Genomic DNA, 22,075 nt, shown 5'->3' on the forward strand with positions numbered 1-22,075 from the left:
GCCCGATAAGCCGGGGCGGGGAAAGTTGGGCGCGCTTACCGCAGCCCCAGCCGGGAGAAAACCCCATGAGCGATGACGAACAGGCGATCCGCGACCTCGTCGAGACCTGGATGAGCGCGACGAAGGCGGGCGACGCCGCGGCCGTGCTCGACCTGATGAGCGACGACGTGGTCTTCATGGTTCCCGGCGCCGAGCCCTTTGGCAAGGAGGCTTTCGCCGCCGCGCTGAAGGGGCTGGGGATGATGACGATCGAGGGCCGCAGCGACATCCATGAGCTCGCGGTGCTCGGCGACATCGCCTATCTGCGCAACCAGATCGAGATGACCGCGACCGCGCCGGACGGCAAGGCGACCCGCCGCTCCGGCTGGACGCTGACCATCCTGCGCAAGGGATCGGACGGGCGCTGGCGGCTCTCCCGCGACGCCAATCTGCTGACGACGCAGGAGTAGGGGCGAGGCCTCTTTTCCTGCGCGAGCTTGACTTTCGCCGCATTTGTCCGCTTTAACGCGCGCATTCGTTTCGCCGACATCGCCGAAACCTCATCCGCCGACCGGGCCGCTCACCGAGCTGCCATGAGCCCGGAGGTCAACGCCCGACAGCGCGTCTGCGCCCTCGGGCGCGAAACCGTTTGGCGGTAATGTAGGATTTTGCGGTCGATGCCGGCAGACAAGGATAGGGCATCCGCCGCATGTTCGGCACGCTGAGCGACAGACTTTCCGGCATCCTCTCGGGCCTGACCCGCAGGGGCGCGCTGACCGAGGACGACGTCAACGCCGCGCTGCGCGAGGTGCGCCGGGCGCTGCTCGAGGCCGACGTCGCGCTCGAGGTCGTCCGCTCCTTCACCGACAAGGTGCGCGAGCGCGCCGTCGGTGCCGAGGTGCTGAAGTCGGTCACGCCCGGCCAGCAGGTCATCAAGATCGTCAACGACGTGCTGATCGACACGCTCGGCGGCGAGGGTGAGGGCATCACCTTCGACGCCGTGCCGCCGGTGCCGATCCTGATGGTGGGTCTGCAGGGCTCGGGCAAAACGACCTCCACGGCGAAGATCGCCAGGCGCCTGACCGACCGGGACAAGAAGAAGGTCCTGATGGCCTCGCTCGATACGCGCCGCCCGGCCGCGATGGAGCAGCTCGCCATCCTCGGCAAGCAGGTCGGCGTCGAGACGCTGCCGATCGTCGCCGGCCAGTCGGCCGTGCAGATCGCCCGCCGCGCCGTCGAGGCCGGCAAGCTCGGCGGCTACGACGTCGTCATGCTCGACACCGCCGGCCGCGTCACGCTCGACGAGGCGCTGATGGCCGAGGTCGCCGAGGTCAAGGCGGCGACCAATCCGCATGAAGTCCTGCTCGTCGCCGACGCGCTGACCGGCCAGGACGCGGTCAACACGGCGCGGGCCTTCGACGGCCGCGTCGGCCTCACCGGCATCGTGCTGACCCGCATGGACGGCGACGGCCGCGGCGGCGCCGCGCTCTCGATGCGCGCCGTCACCGGCAAGCCGATCAAGCTCGTCGGCACCGGCGAGAAGACCGACGCGCTCGAGGATTTCCATCCCTCGCGCGTCGCCAATCGCATCCTCGGCATGGGCGACATCGTCGGCCTGGTCGAGAAGGCGGCGGCCACCGTCGACGCCGACAAGGCCCAGGCGCTGGCGCAGCGCCTCGCCAAGGGCAATTTCGATCTCGGCGACCTGCGCACCCAGCTCCAGCAGATGGAGAAGATGGGCGGCCTCGGCGGGCTGATGGGCATGCTGCCCGGCATGGCGCAGATGAAGAATCAGATCGCCAACGCCAAGATGGACGACAAGGTCATCGCCCGGCAGATCGCGATCATCAACTCGATGACGGCGGCCGAGCGCCGCAATCCCGACCTGCTCAAGAACAGCCGCAAGAAGCGCATCGCCGCCGGCTCCGGCACCTCGCCCGAGGCGATCAACAAGCTGCTCAAGATGCACCGCCAGATGGCGGACATGATGAAGCAGATGGCCCGCCAGAAGGGTGGCATGCTCGGCAAGCTCGGCAGCATGTTCGGGCTCGGCGGCGGCGGCATGCCGGCCGGCATGCCCGACCCCTCGAAGATGGATCCCGCCCAGCTCGCCGAACTGCAGAAGCAGCTCGGCGCCGGCGGCGGCATGCCTTCGCTGCCCCCGGGCGGCTTCCCCGGTCTGCCCAAGGGCGTCACCCCGCCCGCCGGCATGATGCCGAAATTGCCCGGCCTCGGCAGCGGTCTGCCCGGCCTCGGCAACAACCCGTTCAAGAAGAAGTAATTCTACCGCTCGAACCAAAGGAAGAAGAGCAATGTCCCTGAAGATCCGCCTGACCCGTGGCGGCGCCAAGAAGCGCCCGTACTACCGCATCGTCGTCGCCGACGCCCGCTCGCCGCGCGATGGCCGCTTCATCGAGAAGATCGGCGCCTATGACCCGATGAAGGCCAAGGACTCGCCGGAGCGCGTCGTGCTCGACCTCGAGAAGGCCAAGGCCTGGATCGCCAAGGGCGCCCAGCCGACCGACCGCGTCCTGCGCTTCCTCGACGCCGCCGGCGTCGCCAAGCGCCCGGCCCGCAACAACCCGAACAAGGCTGTTCCCGGCGACAAGGCTAAAGAGCGCGCCGAGAAGAAGGCCGAGAAGGCCGCCGCCCCCGCGGCTGAGTGAGCGGACTGCCGTCATGCTCGGGCTTGACCCGAGAATCTCTTGTCCGGAGATGCTCGGGTCAAGCCCGAGCATGACGGCCTGTGGTCTGGAAGCGTGATGGCTGATAGCGACGACCTCGTCCTGCTCGGCATCGTCGGCGCGCCGCATGGCGTGCGCGGTGAGGTCCGGATCAAGACCTTCACCGCCGATCCGCTGGCGCTCGCCGAATACGGCCCGCTCGTCGACGAGAAGGGCCGGCGCTTCGAGATCGCCGACATCCGTCCCGCCAAGGAAGTGGTCGTCGCCCGGCTCAAGGGCGTGACCAGCCGCGAGGGAGCCGAGCTCCTCAACGGCGTCAAGCTCCATATCGAGCGCTCGCGCCTGCCGGCGCCCGAGGACGAGGACGAGTTCCTGCAGGCCGACCTCGTCGGCTGCAGCGTCATCGGGCCGGACGGCGCCGTCCTCGGCACCGTCACCGCCGTCGCCAATTACGGCGCCGGCGATCTCATCGACATCGAGACGCGCGATGGCCGCTCGGTGCTGATGCCGTTCACCAAGGCCTTCGCGCCGCGCATCGACATCGCCGCCAAGCGCATCGAAGCCCTGCCTCCCGCCGGTCTATTCGAGGATGACGATGCTGCCTGAGACGCCGGCCAAGGGCCTGATCTTCGACATGGACGGCACCATCGTCGACAATATGCGCTACCACGACGACGCCTGGGAGGTCTGGTACCGCAAGCACGGCCTGCCCTTCGAGCGCGCGACCTTCTCGGCCCGCACCGCCGGCATGGCGATCTCCGACATCATCGGCCCGCATTTCCCCGGCGCCGACGCGGCCGAGCTTGATCGGCTCGCCGAGGAAAAGGAAGGGCTCTACCGCGAGACCTACGGCCCGCTCGTCAAGCCGCTCGGCGGATTGATCGACCTGCTCGATCGGGCGCGCGACCATGAGGTCCCGATGGCGGTCGGCACCGCCGCCGCGCCGCCGAATATCGCGCTGATCCTCGACACCCTCTCGCTGCGCCAGCGCTTCGCCACCATCGTCTCGCCGAGCCAGGGCTTCCCCGGCAAGCCGCATCCCGACATGTTCCTGGCGGCGGCCGAGCGCATGGGCGTCGCACCGGCCGACTGCATCGTCTTCGAGGATGCGCCGAACGGCGTCGAGGCGGCCCGCCGCGCCGGCATGCGCGCGGTCGCGGTGCTGACCATGCTGCCGGCCGAGGCTTTCACCGCCTTCGACAATGTCATCGCCAGCGTCGACGACTATGCGGCGCTGAACGGCAATCCGGCGCTCGCCTTCGCCTGACCGGCGGTTTAGGCTTCCCACTCCATGAAGCAGGCTCACTGTACCAGCTCCATCGCGTTCCCCTGATCTGAGGCGGGACGCAAGACCGGACGGGCATCGGCAAGGCCGATCGCCCGCGTTTTCCTGTGTCTTTCGGCCGGCGGCTCCCGCGAGAGCGCCAGCCATTGCGAGCTGAACATGACCAATTTTTTCGAGAGCCCGTTCAAGGGCATTCCGCTCACCGAGCAGGTGCGCCATCCCAACATCATCGCCGGGCGCTACAGCTATTATTCCGGCTACTATCATGGCCACGGCTTTGACGACTGCGCCCGTTTCCTGCTGCCGCATGAGGGCGCCGACCGGCTGATCGTCGGCAGCTTCTGCTCGATCGGCTCGGGCGCCGCCTTCATCATGGCCGGCAATCAGGGCCACCGGAACGACTGGGTCAGCACCTTCCCGTTCCACTACGTCCCGGATGAGCCGAACTTTGCCGGGTCGCGCGACGGCTATCTTCCGGCCGGCGACACGGTCATCGGCAACGATGTCTGGATCGGCTCGGAAGCGATCATCATGCCCGGCCTCACGGTCGGCCACGGGGCGGTGATCGGGACGCGGGCGCTCGTCACCCGCGATGTCGAGCCCTATGCCATCGTCGGCGGCAATCCGGGCAAGCTGATCCGCAAGCGCTTCGACGATGAGCGGATTACACTGCTGCTCGAAATGGGCTGGTGGGACTGGAGCGAGGAGCATCTGCGCGATGCGATGGCGCTGCTGACCAGTGGCGATATCGAGGCCCTTCACGCCTATTGGTGCGAGAGCGTCCGCCAGGCTTGAGGCTGTGTAGGCGGCCGCGCTCGACTGGTGACGCGGCCGCCATTTCATGCCAGCAGAGGCCATGACCTTCCGCGCCAGCGTCCTCACCCTCTATCCCGAGATGTTTCCCGGCCCGCTCGGCGCTTCGCTGGCGGGAGAGGGCCTGCGCACCGGGCTCTGGTCGCTGGAAACGCATCAGATCCGCGAGCACGGCATCGGCCGCCATCGTAATGTCGACGACACCCCGGCTGGTGGTGGCGCCGGCATGGTGCTGCGCTGCGACGTGCTTGCGGCGGCGATCGACGCTGCGGTTCCGGCTGATAACACCCGGCCGCGCCTGCTGATGTCGCCGCGCGGCCGGCCGCTCAGCCAGCGCATGGTGCGGGACTACGTTGCCGGCGAGGGCATCGTCATCGTCTGCGGCCGCTTCGAGGGCGTCGACGAGCGCGTCATCGAGGGACGCGGCCTGATCGAGGTCTCGGTCGGCGACTACATCCTCTCCGGCGGCGAGATGGCGGCGATGGTGCTGCTCGACGCCTGCGTGCGCCTGATCCCCGGCGTGATGGGCAAGGAAGCCTCCGGCACCGAGGAGAGCTTCGAGAACGGTCTGCTCGAATACCCGCACTACACCCGCCCGCGCGAATGGGAGGGCAGGGGGCTGCCCGAGGCTCTGCTTTCCGGCGACCATGCCCGAATCGCCCGTTGGCGGCGCGAGCAGGCGGAGCAGATCACGCGGGAGAGAAGGCCGGATCTGCTTGGCGATCGGGAGCGTTCCTGAAGGGCCTCAGCCCCCCTTCTGGGTCTTAGCGTTGCCGTCGACCGCCCAGCGTCCATAGGCGAGTGCGGTTCCGCTGGCGGCTGATCAGGCCAGCCTGTGCCCGGCTTCGACCAGCAACGCGCACGCCTTTTCGAAATCGGTCGCTTTCACCAGCAGATGATCGCCGTCGAAGGTCGAAACCACGAAGATGCCGATGCCGTTGGTCGAGAGAGGCTCGATCACCGACAGGACGATGCCGGTTTCATCGAAGGCGAACGGCCCTTGCAGCTTGAGGCAGGACCAGCCGTCATCTATGCGCGCATCGCTTGGTATGCGATCCTGCCGGCAGACGATCGAGAGCTCGTCATCGCTGCGGCTGATGCTGACGAAGCCATCTCCATCGGCCCAAACCGGAATCGGATCGGACGAGTCCAGCCGGGCCACGCCGTAGGCACCGTCCAAGGCTTTGAGTGTGACGCGAGATGCCATGTGCGACGTAACCTTTCCTGATGAGACTGTTTTCTGGAGAGCCATTGCGCTGGCCGGAAGGCCGGCGATGCCAGGCAACAAAAAACCCGCCGACCGGGAGGTGGGCAGGTTGCGGTAAATTCTTCGACACTTGGAGGAAGGGCTAGTGCCCTCTGAGCTCTCGTCGTCGCGGAATCGGCACGCCCCGCTGCAGGCTGACGCAGCGTCGGCGTCGGACGATGTTCGTGAGGCACTGGCCAGGGGGCATGACGCGAGCATGTGGCCGGCGATCCACCGCGTCAATCGGCCGGTTGCGAACGTAGGCTCCTCAAGGCCCGACCACCGGCAAGTTCTCGCTGAGCCAGCCCTTGTCCCTGGGATTGCCGAGCAGCCCGCCGCGGACATCGACCAGGTTCGTCCAGCCGTGCCCGACGAGCTTCTTCTGCAAGGTCGAGGTCCGGTTGCCGGTCCGGCAGATCAGTGCGATCGGCTTGCCGGGATGGTCGAGCTTCAGCGCCGCCAGCCTGACCTCGAAGGCGCTGCCGGTCATGTCGAGCTTGATCGCGCCCTCCGGCAAGCCGGTATCGGCCCATTCCTCGGGCGTGCGGATGTCGACGAGGACGAGCTTGCCGGCTTTGGCTGCCTCATGCGCCTCGCGGACGGAGAGCGAGGGCAGGGGCGTCTGCGCATTGCCGGCGGCTGGCAATGTGCAGCTGAAGGCGAGCATCAGGAGGGCGCGGCGGTTCATATCAGGGCGCTACCTGAAGGCGCGGGCGCGGGCAACTCACGAAGCCAGGATAGCGATTGGGCCCAGCCCACCGCTCACGGCCGCGAAGAGAGAAACCCGGTCTTGTCGGCGTCGGTGATCGCGCGCAGCACCTTGCAAGGGACACCGGCTGCGATCACCCCGGCGGGAACATCGCGTGTCACGACGCTGCCGGCGCCGATGATCGCATCGTCACCGATCGTGACGCCCTGCATGATCTGAACGCCGCCGCCGACCCAGACCCGGTTGCCGATCGTCACCGGCCTGGCATAGCAGCCGCCGGCGACGCGCTCGGCCGGATCGATAGCGTGGTTCGACGTGTAGATACCGACGCGCGGGCCGAGCAGGACGTTGTCACCGATGGTGATCTCGGCGCCATCGAGCATGACGCAGTCGAAATTGGCGTAGAAGCTGCGGCCGATGCTGATGTTGAAGCCGAATTCGCAGCGGAAATTCGGCTCGAAATGCGCGCCGGGACCGACATCGCGCAGGAATGCGCGCAGCAGTGCCTCGCGCTCCACCTGCGGCTGGCCGAGGCTGCGGTTATAGGCATCGGTCAGGGTAACGGCCCGCGCCCGCGCTGCGATCAGCTCGGGCGTGAGATCGTCATACATGCGCCCCGACAGCATCAGGGCGCGCTGGTCTTCCAGTGTCATCGCGGATCAGGGCGAGGCCGGCAGGCGAACCGCCGGCCTCTGTCCAATCTCAGCGCAGCTCGGCGCAGAAGCGCTGGATGCGGCGGCAGGCCTCTTCCAGCTTCTCGTCCGAGGTGGCGTAGGAGATGCGGAAGTTCGGGCCGAGGCCGAAGGAGGAGCCGTGCACGGCCGCGACCGCCTCGTTCTCCAGCAGGCCCATGACCAGATCCTCGTCGGTCTCGATCTTTTTGCCGTTCGGCAGCGTCTTGCCGATCAGCTCCGAGCAGTCCGGATAGACGTAGAAGGCGCCTTCCGGCGTCGGGCACTTCAGGCCGCGGGTCTGGTTGAGCATGGAGACGACGAGGTCGCGCCGACGCTCGAACGCCTTCTTGAACACCGGGATATGCTCCTGCGTGCCGTCGAGCGCTTCGACCGCGGCCCATTGCGAGATCGCCGAGGTGCCCGAGGTCTGCTGGCCCTGGACCAGGTCCATGGCGTTGATCAGGTGCTGCGGGCCGGCTGCGTAGCCGATACGCCAGCCGGTCATGGCGTAGGACTTCGAGACGCCGTTCATGGTCAGCGTGCGCTCGTAGAGGCCGGGCTCGACCTGCGCCGGGGTGACGAATTTGAAGTCGCCATAGACCAGGTGCTCGTACATGTCGTCGGTCAGCACCCAGACATGCGGATGGCGCATCAGCACGTCGGTCAGCGCCTTCATCTCGGCATGGGTGTAGGCGGCGCCCGACGGGTTCGACGGCGAGTTCAGGATCAGCCACTTGGTCTTCGGCGTGATCGCAGCCTCCAGATCGGCCGGCTGGAGCTTGAAGTTGTTCTGGATCGTGGCTTCGCAGAAGGTCGGGGTACCGCCGCAGAGCGCGACCATCTCGGGATAGCTGACCCAGTACGGCGCGACGCAGATGACTTCGTCGCCCGGGTTCAGCGTGGCGAGCAGGGCGTTGTAGATGACATGCTTGCCGCCGGTGCCGACGATGGTCTGGCTGGCCTTGTAGTCGAGGCCGTTCTCGCGCTTCAGCTTGCGAGTGATCGCCTCGCGCAGCTGCGGAATGCCGGCGACCGGCGTGTACTTCGTCTCGCCGCGGCGGATGGCGGCGATCGCCGCCTCCTTGATATTGTCCGGCGTGTCGAAATCGGGCTCGCCGACCGAGAGCGAGATCACGTCCTTGCCCTGCGCTTTCAGATCGCGCGCCTTCTGCGTGATGGTGATGGTCGCAGACGGCTTCACGCGCTTCAGGGCGTCGGCAAGGAAAGCCATGATCCAGATCTCCGGGAGGGCAATGGCGCCCATCGCGGGCGCGGGGCGTGGTTTAGGCCCCCGGGGCGGGCACTGCAAGCGAGACTGCTTGATATCGGCCAGAAACGACAGGAATGGCAAAGTGGGTGGGGAGCCCTGGGCCGTATCGCCTTGGCCCGAAACGTGCTTGGTGGAGGACGCTGGGGAGCCGAACGATAACAGCGCGCTGACGCGCAGAAGGCCCGCGCATGAAACTCCGGATCGGCTACGAGCTGGACTACGTCTTTCCACAGCCGACCCCGATGGTCCTGATGCTGCACGTGCATTTCAGCCGGGTCTCGGATCTCGCCATGCCCGACCATATGCGCATCCAGCCGCCGGTGCCGGTCACCGCCTATCGCGACGGCTTCGGTAATTGGTGCAGCCGCCTGGTGGCACCGCAGGGCATCATGCGCATTTCCGCCGATGCGGTGATCAGCGATAGCGGCCTGCCGGAGTCGTTCGATCGCGCGGTCGGGCAGGTGCCGGTGGAGCGCCTGCCTGAAGAGTGCCTTGTCTTCCTGCTCGCCAGCCGGTTCTGCGATAGCGATCGCCTGCTCGATCTCGCCTGGGAACTCTTCGGCCATACCCAGCCGGGTGCGCCGCGGGTTCAGGCGATCTGCGACTTTGTCAACCAGCGCATCGCCTTCGACTATATGGACGCCAGCGTGACCCGCAGCGCTTCCGAGGCCTACCGTGAAGGGCGCGGCGTCTGCCGCGACTATGCCCATCTCGCCATCGCCTTCTGCCGGGCGATGAACATCCCGGCGCGCTACTGCACCTGCTATCTCGGCGATGTCGGCATGGAGCCGCCCTATCCGCCGGGCGATTTCGCCGCCTCCTTCGAGGCCTTCCTGGATGGCGGCTGGCAGATGTTCGACCCGCGCAATAATGTCCCGCGCATCGGCCGGGTGCTGATCGCACGCGGACGCGATGCCGCCGATGTCGCCATCGCCACCACTTTCGGGCCGAACACGCTGACCGGCTTCAGGGTCTGGACGGACGAGGTCAGCGAGGCGGCCTGAGGCCGCCCGGCCTCAGGTGTCGAAGAGCGGGGCAGCTTCGGCCTTTTTCTTCGCCCGCAGCGGCGTCTTGCGGGCCAGGCCCTTGCGGTTCGCCGGAGTGGCGCTTGCACCCTCCGGCTCCGGTTCTGCCGGTGCGGTGGCGACAGCTTGCGCAGGGGCCGGCTGCGGCGCCGGTTTCTCGGGCTGGGCCGGGTCGATCGTGCGGAAGCGGATCATTTCTTCTTCGGCCCCGCCGCTGCCTTGGCGACGGCCGATGCGAAGCCTGCCGGAGGAGTCGCGCTCGCCTTGGGCTTGACCTGCTTGGGTTTCTTGGCCTCGCGATTGCCGCGCTGCTCGCCTTTTGCCATGTCTCGTCTCCTTCGGTCGGAATGACAGGCATCGCCGCTTCGGATCGAAGCGGCTTGAACCTGCGCTGGTCGGGACGGCTGCGAGCTTAGGTCATGGCGGCCGGCTCCCGGCTGCCGCGGCCGGCCCGCGGAAATCGGGCCGTCAAGTCGAAGCAGATGCCGAGCCTAGGGCAGAGTCGCGGCAAGAGCACGCGCTTTCTTCGCGAAGCCGCCAGCTCAGGCGGCCTCGCGCAGGCGCTCGCGGCGTCGCTGCACGGTCGCGACCGCGACGGCGTTCCAGCGTGGCCGCCCGAAGCAGGGAAAGCCACGCCGATTGAGGCGGCGGGCGATGTCGGCCGGATCGGTGACGCCGACCTCGACGAGCTGATCGATCAGCGCGCCGGCGGCTTCCAGGAAGATGGCGAGCAGCGCCCTGTCGAGGTCGCGGCTCGCCCGGTCTGCTGCCTGCATCCCGTCAATGGACGCCCAGGCCATAGCTCGGCTCGACTCCGTTCGGGGAGAACAGCACGGCATTGGGGTGGCCGCCCTCCGACAGCGCGAAGCGGACCGCGTCCTTCTGGTTGCGGAAGATGCCTTCGCTGCGGCCTTCGAGGTCTCGCGCGACCCAGAAGCCGTGGCTCGACTGGCCGACCAGAAAGAGATGGCTCTCGCCGTTGAGCGGCTGCAGCGGCTTGAATTGTCCCATGGTCGCGTCCTCAGTTCGGCAAGGCGAACCAGGCGCGCAGGCCGATGAAGGCGGCGGCGGCCAGTGCGAACACGGCGAGCGCGACCATCTCGGCACAGAGGATTCCGACGACCGGGCGGCGGCTGGCGACGCTGTCATAGACGGCGCGGGCGCGGCGCTGCTGGCTGGTGCGGAACAGGGAAGTGTTCATCGACATATCGACCTCCATCGATGCCGATGATGTAGGTCCGCCCCCGATAAGACCGCCATGCGGAAGGCGTCGGCGCGCATAAGGCCGGCATAAAGGCTTGCGCAGGGGCCGTCCGGCTGCGATGCCGGCGCCATGGACGCTCCCTCGAACACCATCGTGATCTATGTCGACGCCGACGCCTGCCCGGTGAAGCCGGAGGTCTATCGCGTCGCCGAGCGGCACAAACTCCAGGTCTTCGTCGTCGCCAACAGCTTTCTGCAGGTGCCGCGCGAGCCCTGGATCGAGCGCGTCGTCGTGCCCGGCAATTTCGACGCCGCCGACGACTGGATCGCCGAGCGCGCCCGCCGCGGCGCGATCGTCATCACCGCCGATATCCCGCTCGCCGATCGCTGCATCAAGGCCGGCGCCGATGTGATCGGCCCGACCGGCAAGCCCTTCACCGAAGCCTCGATCGGCATGGCGCTGGCGACGCGCGACATGATGGAGGACCTGCGCGCCATGGGCAGCGTCAGCGGCGGGCCGAAGCCCTTCTCGCAGAAGGACCGCTCGGCCTTCCTGCAGGCCCTGGACGTCGCGGTGCAGCGGCTGAAGCGGGCGGGGTTCTCTGCCTAATCTAACTAGGGAACTTGCCCCGGCTGCAGGAGCTTGGGCAGGAAGCCGGCGGCCAGCAGCAGCCGCTTCTGACGTGGAGACACTTCGTTCAGGCTGCGGCGGAAGTCGATCCTGTGCACATACATCCAGCCGAGCTTCATCGGTGTCTGCCGGCGCAGGCGCGAAATCCACGGCGTGGCGTCATGATCGGTCACGACGGTTCCGCCGCCCATGATCGAATAGTATCGCCCAAGCGTCCGGCCATATTGCGCAGTGTCCTGCTGGGCTCTGGGCAGGGTGAGCGCGTAGGATCGATCGATATGGTCGAACACTTTCGAGCCGGGATCGCGGAGCCAGTGGCCGACCTCGTGCGCGGCCGCGAACTGGCCGGTCTTCCCACCGATCCCGCGCGCCCGGCCTGCCCTGAAATTATGCTCTCCGAACTGGACGCTTTCGTCGGTGATGCGGGTCATCCGGTCCCGGAAATTCGCGCCCGGATTGGCCAGATGCGCGACCTCGATGACGGCATGGCTACCCGCACCGGCCGGCTGCAGATCGATCTCGAGCACACCGGCGACATGCGCCGGCACTTTGGGATTGCCGATCAGTTGCCAGAAATCGGCGTCGCTCAGGCTGTCGCCATTCTCGGTCGGGAGGAACACCATCTGGTTGTTCCAGACGGTCTCGACGATGTGCTTGAAGCGCTTGGTGAAATACTGCCATTCGCTGGCGAGCCAACTGCGACAGGGGACGGGTTGGCCGCCGGCGTCGACGACACTGCCGTGTTTGAAGTCGTCCTTGCTCGCGGCCAGATGGGATGGGGGGAGCGGTCCCGCAGGCGATCCCGGAATGCTGGAGGCATGGCGGGTTCTTGCCCACGCTGTCGAGGGGTCGAGGGGAATGAGCGTCACCTTCAACCTGATGCGGAGCTGCGCGGGTTGTCCCGTTCCCGCACGGTCGAAGAACGAGTCGTAGTTGGGCTCGAGGATGAAGGGCCGGATCGCCATTTGGTCACCTGCACTTTGGGAGCAGATTGGAGCGGACAAAGTCTCGCCCGAGGCACGGCTATCGGCGCCAGCCTAGCAGTAGTGGCACGACAGCGCCACGCTGCGCATGTGGTGAGCGGCGGGCGGCTGGACGAATTGGGACGTTGCCCCTAATCCTGCCGCGAAAGCCAGCCTCTCAAACGGGCTCCCGGGAGGAAATCCATGTCGCTGACCCGCCGTTCCACGCTCGGCCTCCTCGCCGGCGCCGTCTTCGCTCCGGCCATCGTCCGGGCGCAAAGCTATCCGTCGAAGCCGATCACGCTGGTCGTGCCCTATCCGGCCGGCGGGCCGACCGATGCGATCGCGCGTTTCGTCGCGCAGGACCTCTCGACCTCGATCGGCCAGAACGTACTCGTCGACAACCGCGCCGGCGCCTCGGGGGCGGTCGGCACCCGCGCCGTCGCGCATGGCGCCGCCGACGGCCACACCTTCATCTTCGGCAACAATCAGACGCACGGGAACAACATGTTCCTGCTGAAGGATCCCGGCTATGACGCGGTCAAGGATTTCGCGCCGGTTGCCGGCGTCGGCGCCTTCGAGCACGCCTTCGTGGTGCGCAGCGACCTGCCGGCCAAAAACATCAAGGAGCTGATCGCGCTGGCCAAGGCCGATCCCGGCAAGCTCAACTATGGCTCGACCGGCGTAGGCTCCGGCTCGCATCTCGCCATGGAGCTGTTCATGCAGCGCACCGGCATCAAGATGACGCATGTGCCGTTCCGCGGCGCGGCGCCTCTGGTGCAGGAGATCATCGGCGGGCGCATCGACATCGCCAATTCGACGCTGCCTTCGGTGCTCGAGCAGATCAATGCCGGTACGCTCAGGGCGATCGCGCTGGCGAGCCCGGAGCGCAACCCGCGCGCCAAGGATATCCCCACCCTGCGCGAGCAGGGCGTGACCGATGCCGACGCCGACAGCTGGGCCGCCTTCTTCGCCCCGGCAGCGACGCCGGCGCCGATCCTCGACACGCTCTCCAAGGCAGTGCTGGCCTCGATCGCCAAGCCCGCGATCACCGAGCAGATCCTCAAGCTCGGCTTCACCCTCAAGGTTCGTGATCCAGCCGCCTTCCGGCCCTATCACCAGCAGGAGATCGCGACCTGGGAGAAGATCATCAAGGAAGCCGGCGTGAAGCCGGAGTGAGCCCGGGCGACCGTCATTCTCGGACGTAGCGAAGCGAAGATCCGAGAATCTCGGAAACGCCAGGGCGCCTTCTCGTCCTGAGATGGTCGGCTCAAGGCCGACCATGACGACCTCGATAAGCCGGAGCCTTTCCCATGAACCTGATGCCCAAGCTCGCCGCCCGCGCCGAGGCCGGCCGCCCCGTCCGCTGCGCCCTGATCGGCGCCGGCAAGTTCGGCTCGATGTTCCTGGCGCAGGTGCCGCATATCGCGGGGCTGGAGGTCGCCGCGATCGCCGATCTCGATCCCGAGCGGGCGAAGAATGCTTGCCGCACCGTCGGCTGGGACGAGGCCCGCATCGCCGCCACGCACTTCGTCGATAGCGGCGTCACCGCGGCGGAGATGGACGGCGTCGAGGTGGTGGTCGAGGCGACCGGCCACCCCGCTGCCGGCGCCCGCCATGCGCTCGCGGCGATCACGGCGAGGCGCCATGTCGTCATGGTCAATGTCGAGGCCGATGTGCTGGTCGGTCCCGTCCTCGCGGCCAAGGCCAACGCGGCGGGCGTGGTCTATTCGATGGCCTATGGCGACCAGCCGGCGCTCGTCGCAGAGATGGTCGACTGGGCCCGTGCGACCGGCTTCACCGTCGCGGCCGCCGGCAAGGGCACGAAGTACCTGCCGGCCTATCACCGCGTCACGCCGGACGAGGTCTGGAGCCATTACGGGCTGACGCCGGAGGCGGCCAAGGCCGCCGGCATGAACCCGCAAATGTTCAACTCCTTCCTCGACGGCACGAAATCGGCGATTGAGATGGCGGCGATCGCCAATGCCAGCGGGCTCGACGTGCCGGCTGACGGCCTCGCCTTCCCACCCTGCGGTGTCGACGATCTCGCCCATCTCCTGCGGCCGAAGGCGGTCGGCGGCCAGCTCGACCATGACGGCATGGTCGAGGTCGTCTCCTCGCTGGAGCGCGACGGCCGGCCGGTCTTCCGCGACCTGCGCTGGGGCGTCTATGTCGTGCTGAGGGCGCCGAACCCCTACGCCGCCGCCTGCTTCAAGCAATATGGCCTGCCGACCGATTCCACCGGCCTCTATGCGGCGATGTACAAGCCCTTCCACCTGATTGGACTCGAGCTCTCGCTCTCGGTGCTGAACGCAGCCCTGCGCGGCGAGCCGACCGGCACGACCAAGAGCTGGCGTGGCGATGCGGTCGCGACCGCCAAGCGCGACCTCAAGGCCGGCGAGATGCTCGATGGCGAGGGTGGCTACACCGTCTATGGCAAGCTGATGCCGGCTGCCGCCAGCCGCGCAGCGAAGGCGCTGCCGATCGGGCTGGCGCATGGCGTGACGTTGAAGCGCGACGTCGCCGCTGGAGCAGTGGTCACCAGTGCCGATGTCGCGCTGGACGAAACGTCACAGATCGTCTCACTTCGGCGTGAGCTCGAAGCAACCGGCGGCTGAATCGTGCATTCTTCCTAAGCTGTTCGTCTCGGATCGCCGCCGCTTCGCGACGTGTCCGGGACGACATCGTGATTAGGAGATGTCGATGCGTTCCGTTCTCGCTGCTGCCCTTGCCCTGACCCTCGCAGCCGCGCCCGCCACAGCACAGCAGCGCTACCCGTCGAGCGCCGGGGAGCTCGCGGTCGAGACGGTGGCGAGCGGGCTGGAGAACCCCTGGGGCCTCGCCTTCCTGCCTGACGGACGCATGCTGGTGACGGAGCGGCCTGGCCGCCTGCGGCTGGTCGGCAGCGATGGCAAGCTCTCAGCCCCGATCTCTGGCGTGCCCAATGTCGTGGCACGCGGGCAGGGCGGCCTGCTCGATGTCGTGCTCGACCCGAACTTCGCCCAGAACCGCTATCTCTACCTCTCCTTCGCCGAGCCGCGCGCCAACGGCAACGGCACCAGCGTCGCCCGCGCCCGCCTCAGCGCCAACGGCACTGCGCTGGAGGGCTTGAGCGTGATCTTCCGGCAGATGCCGACCATTGCCAGCAACATGCACTTCGGCTCGCGACTGGTCTTCGATCGGACCGGTGCCCTCTTCGTCACGGTCGGTGACCGCTACAGCCAGCGCGACCAGGCGCAGAACCCGGAGAACCATCTCGGCAAGATTCTGCGCATCAAGCCCGAAGGCGGCGCGCCTGCCGATAATCCGAAGAAGCCGGGCTGGGCGCCGGAGATCTGGTCGATCGGCCACCGGAACGTGCAGGGCGCCGCGCTCAACCCGCAGACCGGCCAGCTCTGGACGGCCGAGCACGGCGCACGCGGCGGCGACGAGATCAATACGCCCAAGGCCGGCCTCAACTATGGCTGGCCGGTCATCACCTATGGCATCGACTATTCCGGCGTGAAGATCGGTGAGGGCACGGCCAAGCCCGGCATGGAGCAGCCGCTGTTCTACTGGGATCCGTCGATCGCGCCGTCCGGCGCCGCCTTCTACACCGGCGATAAGTGGCCGGCCTGGAAGAACTCGCTCTTCGTCGGCGCGCTTGCCGGCCAGCTGCTGGCGCGGCTCTCGACCGATGGCGAGAAGGTTACCGGGGAGGAGCGACTACTGACCAACCTCGGCGAGCGCATCCGCGACGTCCGGCAGGGGCCGGACGGCTTGCTCTATCTGCTCACCGACGATTCCAGCGGCAAGATCCTGCGAGTCAGGCCGGCACTGCGCTGAGCCAGCCGTCATTGCGAGCGTAGCGAAGCAATCCAGCGGCGGCAGCGCTCGACGCCCCCCTGGATTGCTTCGTCGCTATCGCTCCTCGCAATGACGGTAAGGGCTCGTTACGGCCCGCAATCCCATTCGCGCTCGACGACGAAGACCTTGCGGGTCGCAAGATGTCCGTTCGTGTCGTAGAGATCGCCGACATAGTACTCGGTACCGGCCGCGTCGCGCACGCTGCGGTCGACCTGCAGCGACCAGCCATAGCCGACCCGGTTTCCGCCCTTCCAGTCACGGTGCGGATTGCCGGTCGAGGCCGAGGCGAGGATGCGGGCGCGCTCGTCGCTTGGCGAGCAGGTCGGTCCGGCAAGAGCTGCATTCGACAGAGCGGCGAGGCAAAGGGCGAGCGTCATCGGCTTGAGCAAGGCAGGCATCCTTCGGGCAGTCCGGGCAGAATCAGGTGATCTCGGCGAGCCGCGTATCGAGCGACAGAACGAGGCACCAATGTGGCTCGAAGTCGGCTCCCAGCGGCCAGATCTGCTCCTTGAAGATCGTCAGCATGACCGCCTGATAACGCTCGAACCAGTGGCGCTGGCAAAGCACGAACTTGGTCGCGCCGACAATGGTCTCCCGGTCGATGATGCACAGCGGAACGATACCGGGATTGGCGGCGAGATAGTCCTGCACTGCGACCATCAGCGTCGGGTAGCCGGGGTGCAGCATGTCGTCGAGCACGATCAGCCCTCCCTCGGAAAGGCAGGCGGTGGCGAGCGCGAGGTCCTTGCTCAAGGCTGCGCGCGAATGCTCGCCATCGACATGGATGAAGCGCAGCTTCTCGCCGCCTGCATGGCCGATCAGCTCGGCCGGCGACATCGCGCCGGCATCGGCCTTGATGGTGACCCGGCGCTCCGGCCCGATGCCATGCTTCAGGCAGTTCGCCTCGAACCGGCCCTTCACCTCGGGGTTCGGCCATTCGAAGATGTCGATGCCGAGAGCGATCTCGCCGGGCTCGAGTGCATGGGCCAGCGCGATGAAGAAGCGGCCCTCGAAAGCGCCGATCTCGGCGATCGGCCCGCCGACGCCTTCTTCCGTCTGCAGCCGCAACAGCCGCGCGCAGATCGCGGCCGCAAAGCGCGAGGACATGCCGACGACGCTGTCATAGCCCTCGGCGAGATAGGCTTCGACGGCAGGATGGCCGGAGTGCGGGATCGGCGCCATCGCTTAGCCCTTGGCGTGGAAGATGAAGAAGGCGCCGGCCGCGATCAGCGCGAAGCCGATGGCGTGGTTCCAGGTCAATTGCTCCTTCAGCCAGAACACCGAGAAGCCGGCGAAGACGCAGAGCGTGATCACCTCCTGCATCGTCTTCAGCTCGGCCGCCGAATAGACGCCGGAGCCGATCCGGTTGGCCGGCACGGCGAGCATGTATTCCGGCAGCGCGATCATCCAGCTCACCATGATCGCCAGCCAGATCGCCGTGCTCTTGTAGGAGAGGTGGCCATACCAGGCGAAGGTCATGAACACGTTCGAAGCGATCAGCATGCCGATCGGCAAGAGATGGGCGGTGCTGAGAGCTGGCATGGCAGGGTCCGGAATTGTGCAGGATCGGCGGGATGAACGACTCAGCCGTAGCGAAGTTTCATCGTCAGGATGACGAGCACCAGCGCGAGCGTCACCGTATTGGCGCCGATCAGCGGCCAGGAGGCGATCAGCACGCCATAGATCAGCCAGAGCACGATGCCGGTGGCGAACAGCGCCTGCGTCCACAGCGAGATGCCGCTGGTGTCGCGGGTGCGGATCGTCTGCCAGGCCTGCGGCAGCCAGCAGAAGGTGGTCAGCAGGGCGGCGCAGAAGCCGAGCGCTTCGATGGCGGCGGTGGACATGCGGGCCTGCGGCGATTCGCGCGGGAAGGGGAACGCGCAAGACATAGCCGGTTTCGGCGCTTCGTGCTCGGCAGGCGTCGCATGGTTAACCTCCGTTAACCGCAGCGCCCTAGTTTTGCGTCAATCCTGCGATTCGGTGGACCTATGCGCGCTTCGATCCTGGCTTTGCCTTTCCTGCTCCTCGCCGCGACCGGTGCACGGGCTGATTTCGACTCCTGCGTCGCCGGCCTGCGCTCGGCGGCTGCGGCCAAGGGCGTCTCCGGCGCCACCTTCGACCGCGCCATGGCGGGCGTCACGCCCGACATGAAGGTGATCGAGGCGATGAACAACCAGCCGGAGTTCAAGACCCCGATCTGGGATTATCTCGGCACGCTCGTCGACGACGAGAAGGTCGCCGAAGGGCGCTCGATGATGCGCCAGCATGCCTCGACCCTCGCCGCCGCCGAGCAGCGCTTCGGCGTCGACCGCCACACGATCGCGGCGGTCTGGGGCGTGGAGAGCGATTTCGGCAAGGCGCGGGGCAAGATGCCGCTGGTCCAGGCGCTCTCGACCGGCGCCTGCCTGGCGCCGCGCCGCAACGCCTTCTTCAAGGGCGAATTGATCGCCACCCTGCAGATCATCGAGCGCGGCGATGTCCGCCCCGAGCGGCTGTTCGGCTCCTGGGCCGGCGCCTTCGGCCATACCCAGTTCATCCCCTCGACCTATATGCGGCTCGCGGTCGACGGCGACGGCGACGGAAGGCGCGACCTCGTCGATTCCATTCCCGACGCGCTGCATTCGACCGCCAATTTCATGGCCAAGGCCGGCTGGGTCACCGGCGCGACGTGGGGTTACGAGGTCCGCGTGCCCGGTGGCTATTCCGGCGGAACGGGGCGCAATCCGAAGCGGCCGGTGTCGCATTGGGCGAGCCAGGGCATCGTCAAGTTTGACGGCTCGGCGCTCTCCGGCTCCGGCAATGCCGGCCTGCTGATGCCGGCCGGTCGCAACGGCCCGGCCTTCCTCGTCTTCAAGAACTACGACGCCGCCTACAGCTACAACGGCGCCGATTCATACGCCCTGGCGATCTCGTTGCTCTCCGACCGCCTGCGCGGCCGGCCGGGCGTGCAGGGCGAGTGGCCGACCGACGACCTGCCGCTGTCGCGCGAGCAGCGCCGCGAACTGCAGCGCCTGCTGATCCAGCGCGGCTACAATGTCGGCGAGCCCGATGGCGCCGTCGGTGCGCTGACCCGGGCTGCGATCAAGGAGATCGAAGGCAAGATCGGCATGCCGCAGACCGGCCGCCCCGGCGAGAAGGTCCTGCGCGCGCTAAAGGGCGGGCGGGTCTGACGCAGGAAACGGGTGGGCTGCGGCGCACCCGCTCGGCAGAGGACGGGGTTCATCCTCGGAGCCCTGTCATGACCCGCCATCTCATCTCCACCGGCTCGCCCTTCGAGCGCGCCTTCGGCTATTCGCGCGCAGTCGTCGACGGCGATCTTGTCTTCGTCTCCGGCACGACCGGCTACGACTACGCCACCATGATTCTGCCGGAAGACGCCGCCGAGCAGGCGCGCAACATCTTTCGCACGCTTGAGGCAGTGCTGGCCGAGGCCGGCTCCAGCCTCGAGCAGGTGGTGCGGGCCCAGTATTTCGTCGCCGATCGCAGTTATTGCGAGCCGGTGCTGGCCGTCTGCGGCGAGGTCTTCCGCGAGATCCGGCCGGCAGGGGGCATGTATATCGTCGCCGGCCTGCTCAAGCCGGAGATGAAGGTCGAGATCGAGGTCACGGCGCGGCTGAAAGGCTGATTTGATCGAAATCCATGCTCTTTCCGGTGGCGGATAGCTGGTCTCATGTTGGCGGCCGGCGGCCATTTCGGCTAGAATTGTCGCCATGGATCGCAAGCGCGACAAGCCAAGGCACGATGCGGCCGCAGCCACGGAGCGGCGGCTCGTCGCCATGCATCTGCAGAGCATGGAGGGCAATCCGCTGGATGCGGACGATGTCGCCATGTTCGAGATGTTCGAGCGGGAAGGCTGGTCTAACGAGAAGCGTCTCGATCATATTCGCAAGAAGGCACTGGCGGCGGCCCTAGCGCCTGCCGCCGAATGAGCGACCCTGAATACTGCTATCCACCCGACCATGTCGTTCTGAGGAACAAGCTCGGCCTGCGCGACGCCGCAGTGCTCGATCGTTTCGAACGTCGCGCAGTCACGCATCGGATGATCGAGGGCGTTCCCGAAGGGCAATTCGACCTCACGCATCTGCGCGCCATCCATCGCCATCTCTTCCAGGACATTTACGACTGGGCCGGCGACGTGCGGACGGTCGAGATCGCCAAGGGCGGCAGCCAGTTCCAGTTCCGACGCTACATCGCCACCGGCATGGCTGACGTGCACCGGCGCCTGGTCGCATCCGACTATCTGAGGCGGCTCGTTCCGGCCGATTTCGGCGCCCGCGCCGGTGAGATCATCGGCGATGTCAACTACATCCATCCGTTCCGCGAGGGGAATGGGCGCACGCAGATGCTCTATCTCGAACAGCTCGCCGCCCAGGCCGGCCATCGGCTCGATCTGCGGATGATCGTGCGAGACGAATGGATGGCCGCGTGCATCGAGGCGCAGCGCGGGCAATACGCTCCACTCGGATCCTGCATCCGCAAGGCGCTGCTCGTGCCCTGAGAGCAGGGCGGCTTCGCATCGGCATGCTTGCACCTTGCGCCTTGCGCCCCTAATCAGCCGGCGACGCATTCCGCGAGACGTGACGAGGCTCCCATGGCGAACCACAAGCTCCTGCTGCTCCCCGGTGACGGCATCGGCCCCGAGGTGATGGGGCAGGTTGAGAAGATCGTCTCCTGGTTCGAGAAGCAGGGCCTCGGCTCGTTCTCGCTCGAGCGCGGCCTCGTCGGTGGCATCGCCTACGACACCCACAAGGCGGCGATCTCGGAAGGCGACATGAAGCTCGCCCAGGAGGCCGACGCCGTGCTCTTCGGCGCGGTCGGTGGCCCGAAATGGGCTGACGTGCCCTATCAGCACCGCCCCGAGGCCGGTCTGCTGCGCCTGCGCAAGGATCTCGGCCTGTTCGCCAATCTCCGCCCCGCGATCTGCTATCCCGCGCTGGCCTCGGCCTCGTCGCTGAAGCCGGAGGTCGTCGAAGGCCTCGACATCCTGATCGTGCGCGAGCTCACCGGCGGCGTCTATTTCGGCGAGCCGAAGGAGATCGTCACCCTGGAGGACGGCTCCAAGCGCGGCGTCGACACCCAGCTCTACACCACCGGCGAGATCGAGCGCATCTGCGCCGTCGCCTTCGAGCTGGCGCGCACCCGCCGCAACAAGGTCTCCTCGGCCGAGAAGCACAACGTCATGAAGACCGGCGTGCTCTGGAAGCAGACGGTCACCGCCCAGCATGCTCGCGACTACAAGGACGTCGAGCTCGAGCACGTACTGGCCGACAACTGCGCCATGCAGCTGGTGCGCTGGCCCAAGCAGTACGACGTCATCGTCTGCGACAACCTGTTCGGCGACATTCTCTCCGACGTCGCGGCGATGCTGACCGGCTCGCTCGGCATGCTGCCCTCCGCCTCGCTTGGCGCCGAGGATCCGGCGACCGGCAAGCGCAAGGCGCTCTATGAGCCCGTGCACGGCTCGGCGCCCGACATCGCCGGCAAGGGCCTCGCCAATCCGATCGCGATGATCGGCTCCTTCGCCATGGCCCTGCGCTACTCCTTCGGCGCCGGCGAGGCGGCCGATCGGCTCGAAGGCGCGATCGCCGACGTGCTCGGCGCCGGCACCCGCACCAAGGACATCGCGGCGCCGGGCGCCAACGCCGTCTCGACCACCGAGATGGGCGACGCCATCGTCAAGGCGCTCGAAGCGCGCGGCTGAGGTTCACCGTCATTCCGGGGCGCTGCGCAGCAGCGAGCCCTGAATCG

Annotated in this window: 31 protein-coding genes; 17 read left to right on the top strand and 14 right to left on the bottom strand. The window is 67.2% G+C overall.

What is annotated here, in order from left to right; translation table 11 throughout:
- The first annotated feature begins 65 nt into the window (after positions 1 to 65).
- The 7 genes from AC3WLC_RS13305 to trmD all read left to right on the top strand — a co-directional run bounded on the left by AC3WLC_RS13305 (position 66) and on the right by trmD (position 5,500).
- On the top strand, positions 66 to 449 hold the full coding sequence (locus tag AC3WLC_RS13305; RefSeq protein ID WP_493684372.1) for a YybH family protein: 384 nt from the start codon (positions 66 to 68) through the stop codon (positions 447 to 449).
- A 239-nt stretch (positions 450 to 688) separates the two neighbouring features.
- Positions 689 to 2,260: a signal recognition particle protein gene (gene ffh, locus AC3WLC_RS13310; RefSeq protein WP_493684373.1), complete on the top strand. Its 1,572-nt coding sequence runs from the start codon at positions 689 to 691 to the stop codon at positions 2,258 to 2,260.
- Between the two features lie 31 nt (positions 2,261 to 2,291).
- Positions 2,292 to 2,645: a 30S ribosomal protein S16 gene (rpsP, locus tag AC3WLC_RS13315; protein ID WP_291673750.1), complete on the top strand. Its 354-nt coding sequence runs from the start codon at positions 2,292 to 2,294 to the stop codon at positions 2,643 to 2,645.
- Positions 2,646 to 2,741: 96 nt separating this feature from the next.
- On the top strand, positions 2,742 to 3,269 hold the full coding sequence (rimM, locus tag AC3WLC_RS13320) for a ribosome maturation factor RimM (RefSeq protein ID WP_493684374.1): 528 nt from the start codon (positions 2,742 to 2,744) through the stop codon (positions 3,267 to 3,269).
- Entirely contained in the window at positions 3,259 to 3,930 is a 672-nt protein-coding gene (locus AC3WLC_RS13325; protein WP_493684375.1) for an HAD family hydrolase, read from the top strand. Before rimM ends, AC3WLC_RS13325 begins: the two co-directional genes overlap by 11 nt.
- A gap of 177 nt (positions 3,931 to 4,107) precedes the next feature.
- On the top strand, positions 4,108 to 4,743 hold the full coding sequence (catB, locus tag AC3WLC_RS13330; RefSeq protein WP_493684376.1) for a type B chloramphenicol O-acetyltransferase: 636 nt from the start codon (positions 4,108 to 4,110) through the stop codon (positions 4,741 to 4,743).
- A 61-nt stretch (positions 4,744 to 4,804) separates the two neighbouring features.
- On the top strand, positions 4,805 to 5,500 hold the full coding sequence (gene trmD / locus AC3WLC_RS13335; RefSeq protein WP_493684377.1) for a tRNA (guanosine(37)-N1)-methyltransferase TrmD: 696 nt from the start codon (positions 4,805 to 4,807) through the stop codon (positions 5,498 to 5,500).
- An 84-nt stretch (positions 5,501 to 5,584) separates the two neighbouring features.
- Here the strand turns inward: trmD and AC3WLC_RS13340 are convergent, their stop codons facing one another.
- The 4 genes from AC3WLC_RS13340 to AC3WLC_RS13355 all read right to left on the bottom strand — a co-directional run bounded on the left by AC3WLC_RS13340 (position 5,585) and on the right by AC3WLC_RS13355 (position 8,621).
- Positions 5,585 to 5,968, bottom strand: a complete 384-nt coding sequence (locus tag AC3WLC_RS13340; protein ID WP_493684378.1) for an ACT domain-containing protein — start codon at positions 5,966 to 5,968, stop codon at positions 5,585 to 5,587.
- Between the two features lie 307 nt (positions 5,969 to 6,275).
- Positions 6,276 to 6,695 (bottom strand): rhodanese-like domain-containing protein, encoded by a 420-nt coding sequence (locus AC3WLC_RS13345; protein ID WP_493684379.1) that lies wholly within the window; start codon positions 6,693 to 6,695, stop codon positions 6,276 to 6,278.
- Between the two features lie 74 nt (positions 6,696 to 6,769).
- Positions 6,770 to 7,369 (bottom strand): sugar O-acetyltransferase, encoded by a 600-nt coding sequence (locus AC3WLC_RS13350; protein ID WP_493684380.1) that lies wholly within the window; start codon positions 7,367 to 7,369, stop codon positions 6,770 to 6,772.
- Positions 7,370 to 7,418: 49 nt separating this feature from the next.
- The gene (locus AC3WLC_RS13355) at positions 7,419 to 8,621 is read right to left on the bottom strand and encodes a pyridoxal phosphate-dependent aminotransferase (protein WP_493684381.1); all 1,203 of its coding nucleotides are present in this window, start codon (positions 8,619 to 8,621) and stop codon (positions 7,419 to 7,421) included.
- Positions 8,622 to 8,848: 227 nt separating this feature from the next.
- On the opposite strand from AC3WLC_RS13355, the gene AC3WLC_RS13360 reads away from it, so the two are divergent.
- The gene (locus AC3WLC_RS13360; protein ID WP_493684382.1) at positions 8,849 to 9,664 is read left to right on the top strand and encodes a transglutaminase-like domain-containing protein; all 816 of its coding nucleotides are present in this window, start codon (positions 8,849 to 8,851) and stop codon (positions 9,662 to 9,664) included.
- A gap of 12 nt (positions 9,665 to 9,676) precedes the next feature.
- Here the strand turns inward: AC3WLC_RS13360 and AC3WLC_RS13365 are convergent, their stop codons facing one another.
- The 5 genes from AC3WLC_RS13365 to AC3WLC_RS13385 all read right to left on the bottom strand — a co-directional run bounded on the left by AC3WLC_RS13365 (position 9,677) and on the right by AC3WLC_RS13385 (position 10,886).
- Complete coding sequence (locus AC3WLC_RS13365; protein WP_493684383.1) at positions 9,677 to 9,880, bottom strand: hypothetical protein; 204 nt, start codon at positions 9,878 to 9,880, stop codon at positions 9,677 to 9,679.
- Positions 9,877 to 10,011 carry a hypothetical protein gene (locus AC3WLC_RS13370; protein WP_493684384.1) on the bottom strand — a complete coding sequence of 45 codons (135 nt, stop codon included), beginning with the start codon at positions 10,009 to 10,011 and terminating at the stop codon, positions 9,877 to 9,879. The genes AC3WLC_RS13365 and AC3WLC_RS13370 overlap by 4 nt, the downstream gene beginning before the upstream one ends.
- Positions 10,012 to 10,227: 216 nt before the next feature.
- A complete protein-coding gene (locus AC3WLC_RS13375) occupies positions 10,228 to 10,461 on the bottom strand; it encodes a hypothetical protein (protein WP_493684385.1) in 234 nt (77 codons plus the stop codon).
- Positions 10,462 to 10,465: 4 nt separating this feature from the next.
- Positions 10,466 to 10,696 carry a hypothetical protein gene (locus AC3WLC_RS13380; RefSeq protein ID WP_493684386.1) on the bottom strand — a complete coding sequence of 77 codons (231 nt, stop codon included), beginning with the start codon at positions 10,694 to 10,696 and terminating at the stop codon, positions 10,466 to 10,468.
- A gap of 10 nt (positions 10,697 to 10,706) precedes the next feature.
- On the bottom strand, positions 10,707 to 10,886 hold the full coding sequence (locus AC3WLC_RS13385; protein WP_346357311.1) for a hypothetical protein: 180 nt from the start codon (positions 10,884 to 10,886) through the stop codon (positions 10,707 to 10,709).
- A 132-nt stretch (positions 10,887 to 11,018) separates the two neighbouring features.
- On the opposite strand from AC3WLC_RS13385, the gene AC3WLC_RS13390 reads away from it, so the two are divergent.
- On the top strand, positions 11,019 to 11,498 hold the full coding sequence (locus tag AC3WLC_RS13390; RefSeq protein ID WP_493684387.1) for a YaiI/YqxD family protein: 480 nt from the start codon (positions 11,019 to 11,021) through the stop codon (positions 11,496 to 11,498).
- 5 nt (positions 11,499 to 11,503) lie between these two features.
- Here the strand turns inward: AC3WLC_RS13390 and AC3WLC_RS13395 are convergent, their stop codons facing one another.
- Positions 11,504 to 12,484, bottom strand: coding sequence for a hypothetical protein (locus AC3WLC_RS13395; protein ID WP_493684388.1), 981 nt, complete (start codon positions 12,482 to 12,484; stop codon positions 11,504 to 11,506).
- 201 nt (positions 12,485 to 12,685) lie between these two features.
- Between AC3WLC_RS13395 and AC3WLC_RS13400 the strand changes: the two genes are divergently transcribed.
- The 3 genes from AC3WLC_RS13400 (at position 12,686) to AC3WLC_RS13410 (ending at position 16,306) form a co-directional block, all read left to right on the top strand.
- Positions 12,686 to 13,660, top strand: a complete 975-nt coding sequence (locus tag AC3WLC_RS13400; RefSeq protein ID WP_493684389.1) for a Bug family tripartite tricarboxylate transporter substrate binding protein — start codon at positions 12,686 to 12,688, stop codon at positions 13,658 to 13,660.
- 134 nt (positions 13,661 to 13,794) lie between these two features.
- The gene (locus AC3WLC_RS13405) at positions 13,795 to 15,099 is read left to right on the top strand and encodes an NAD(P)H-dependent oxidoreductase (protein WP_493684390.1); all 1,305 of its coding nucleotides are present in this window, start codon (positions 13,795 to 13,797) and stop codon (positions 15,097 to 15,099) included.
- An 85-nt stretch (positions 15,100 to 15,184) separates the two neighbouring features.
- Positions 15,185 to 16,306, top strand: coding sequence for a PQQ-dependent sugar dehydrogenase (locus AC3WLC_RS13410; protein ID WP_493684391.1), 1,122 nt, complete (start codon positions 15,185 to 15,187; stop codon positions 16,304 to 16,306).
- A gap of 107 nt (positions 16,307 to 16,413) precedes the next feature.
- Here AC3WLC_RS13410 and AC3WLC_RS13415 read toward each other — a convergent pair whose 3' ends face one another.
- The 4 genes from AC3WLC_RS13415 to AC3WLC_RS13430 are packed head-to-tail and all read right to left on the bottom strand — an operon-like array spanning position 16,414 to position 18,171.
- Positions 16,414 to 16,716: a hypothetical protein gene (locus tag AC3WLC_RS13415; protein WP_493684392.1), complete on the bottom strand. Its 303-nt coding sequence runs from the start codon at positions 16,714 to 16,716 to the stop codon at positions 16,414 to 16,416.
- 31 nt (positions 16,717 to 16,747) lie between these two features.
- Positions 16,748 to 17,509 carry a class I SAM-dependent methyltransferase gene (locus AC3WLC_RS13420; RefSeq protein ID WP_493684393.1) on the bottom strand — a complete coding sequence of 254 codons (762 nt, stop codon included), beginning with the start codon at positions 17,507 to 17,509 and terminating at the stop codon, positions 16,748 to 16,750.
- 3 nt (positions 17,510 to 17,512) lie between these two features.
- Complete coding sequence (locus tag AC3WLC_RS13425) at positions 17,513 to 17,869, bottom strand: DMT family protein (protein ID WP_493684394.1); 357 nt, start codon at positions 17,867 to 17,869, stop codon at positions 17,513 to 17,515.
- A gap of 41 nt (positions 17,870 to 17,910) precedes the next feature.
- Positions 17,911 to 18,171 carry a SemiSWEET family sugar transporter gene (locus AC3WLC_RS13430; RefSeq protein ID WP_137884256.1) on the bottom strand — a complete coding sequence of 87 codons (261 nt, stop codon included), beginning with the start codon at positions 18,169 to 18,171 and terminating at the stop codon, positions 17,911 to 17,913.
- 144 nt (positions 18,172 to 18,315) lie between these two features.
- Here AC3WLC_RS13430 and AC3WLC_RS13435 point away from each other — a divergent pair, with 144 nt between their 5' ends.
- From AC3WLC_RS13435 to leuB, 5 genes are all read left to right on the top strand, one after another.
- A complete protein-coding gene (locus tag AC3WLC_RS13435) occupies positions 18,316 to 19,497 on the top strand; it encodes a lytic murein transglycosylase (RefSeq protein WP_493684395.1) in 1,182 nt (393 codons plus the stop codon).
- Between the two features lie 68 nt (positions 19,498 to 19,565).
- Positions 19,566 to 19,952: a RidA family protein gene (locus AC3WLC_RS13440; protein WP_493684396.1), complete on the top strand. Its 387-nt coding sequence runs from the start codon at positions 19,566 to 19,568 to the stop codon at positions 19,950 to 19,952.
- Between the two features lie 85 nt (positions 19,953 to 20,037).
- The gene (locus tag AC3WLC_RS13445) at positions 20,038 to 20,256 is read left to right on the top strand and encodes a hypothetical protein (protein ID WP_493684397.1); all 219 of its coding nucleotides are present in this window, start codon (positions 20,038 to 20,040) and stop codon (positions 20,254 to 20,256) included.
- Positions 20,253 to 20,825 carry a Fic/DOC family protein gene (locus AC3WLC_RS13450; RefSeq protein ID WP_493684398.1) on the top strand — a complete coding sequence of 191 codons (573 nt, stop codon included), beginning with the start codon at positions 20,253 to 20,255 and terminating at the stop codon, positions 20,823 to 20,825. The genes AC3WLC_RS13445 and AC3WLC_RS13450 overlap by 4 nt, the downstream gene beginning before the upstream one ends.
- 93 nt (positions 20,826 to 20,918) lie before the next feature.
- On the top strand, positions 20,919 to 22,028 hold the full coding sequence (leuB, locus tag AC3WLC_RS13455; protein ID WP_493684399.1) for a 3-isopropylmalate dehydrogenase: 1,110 nt from the start codon (positions 20,919 to 20,921) through the stop codon (positions 22,026 to 22,028).
- Positions 22,029 to 22,075 lie beyond the last annotated feature (47 nt).

The sequence above is a fragment of the Allobosea sp. GW821-FHT03A12 genome (assembly GCF_058986765.1).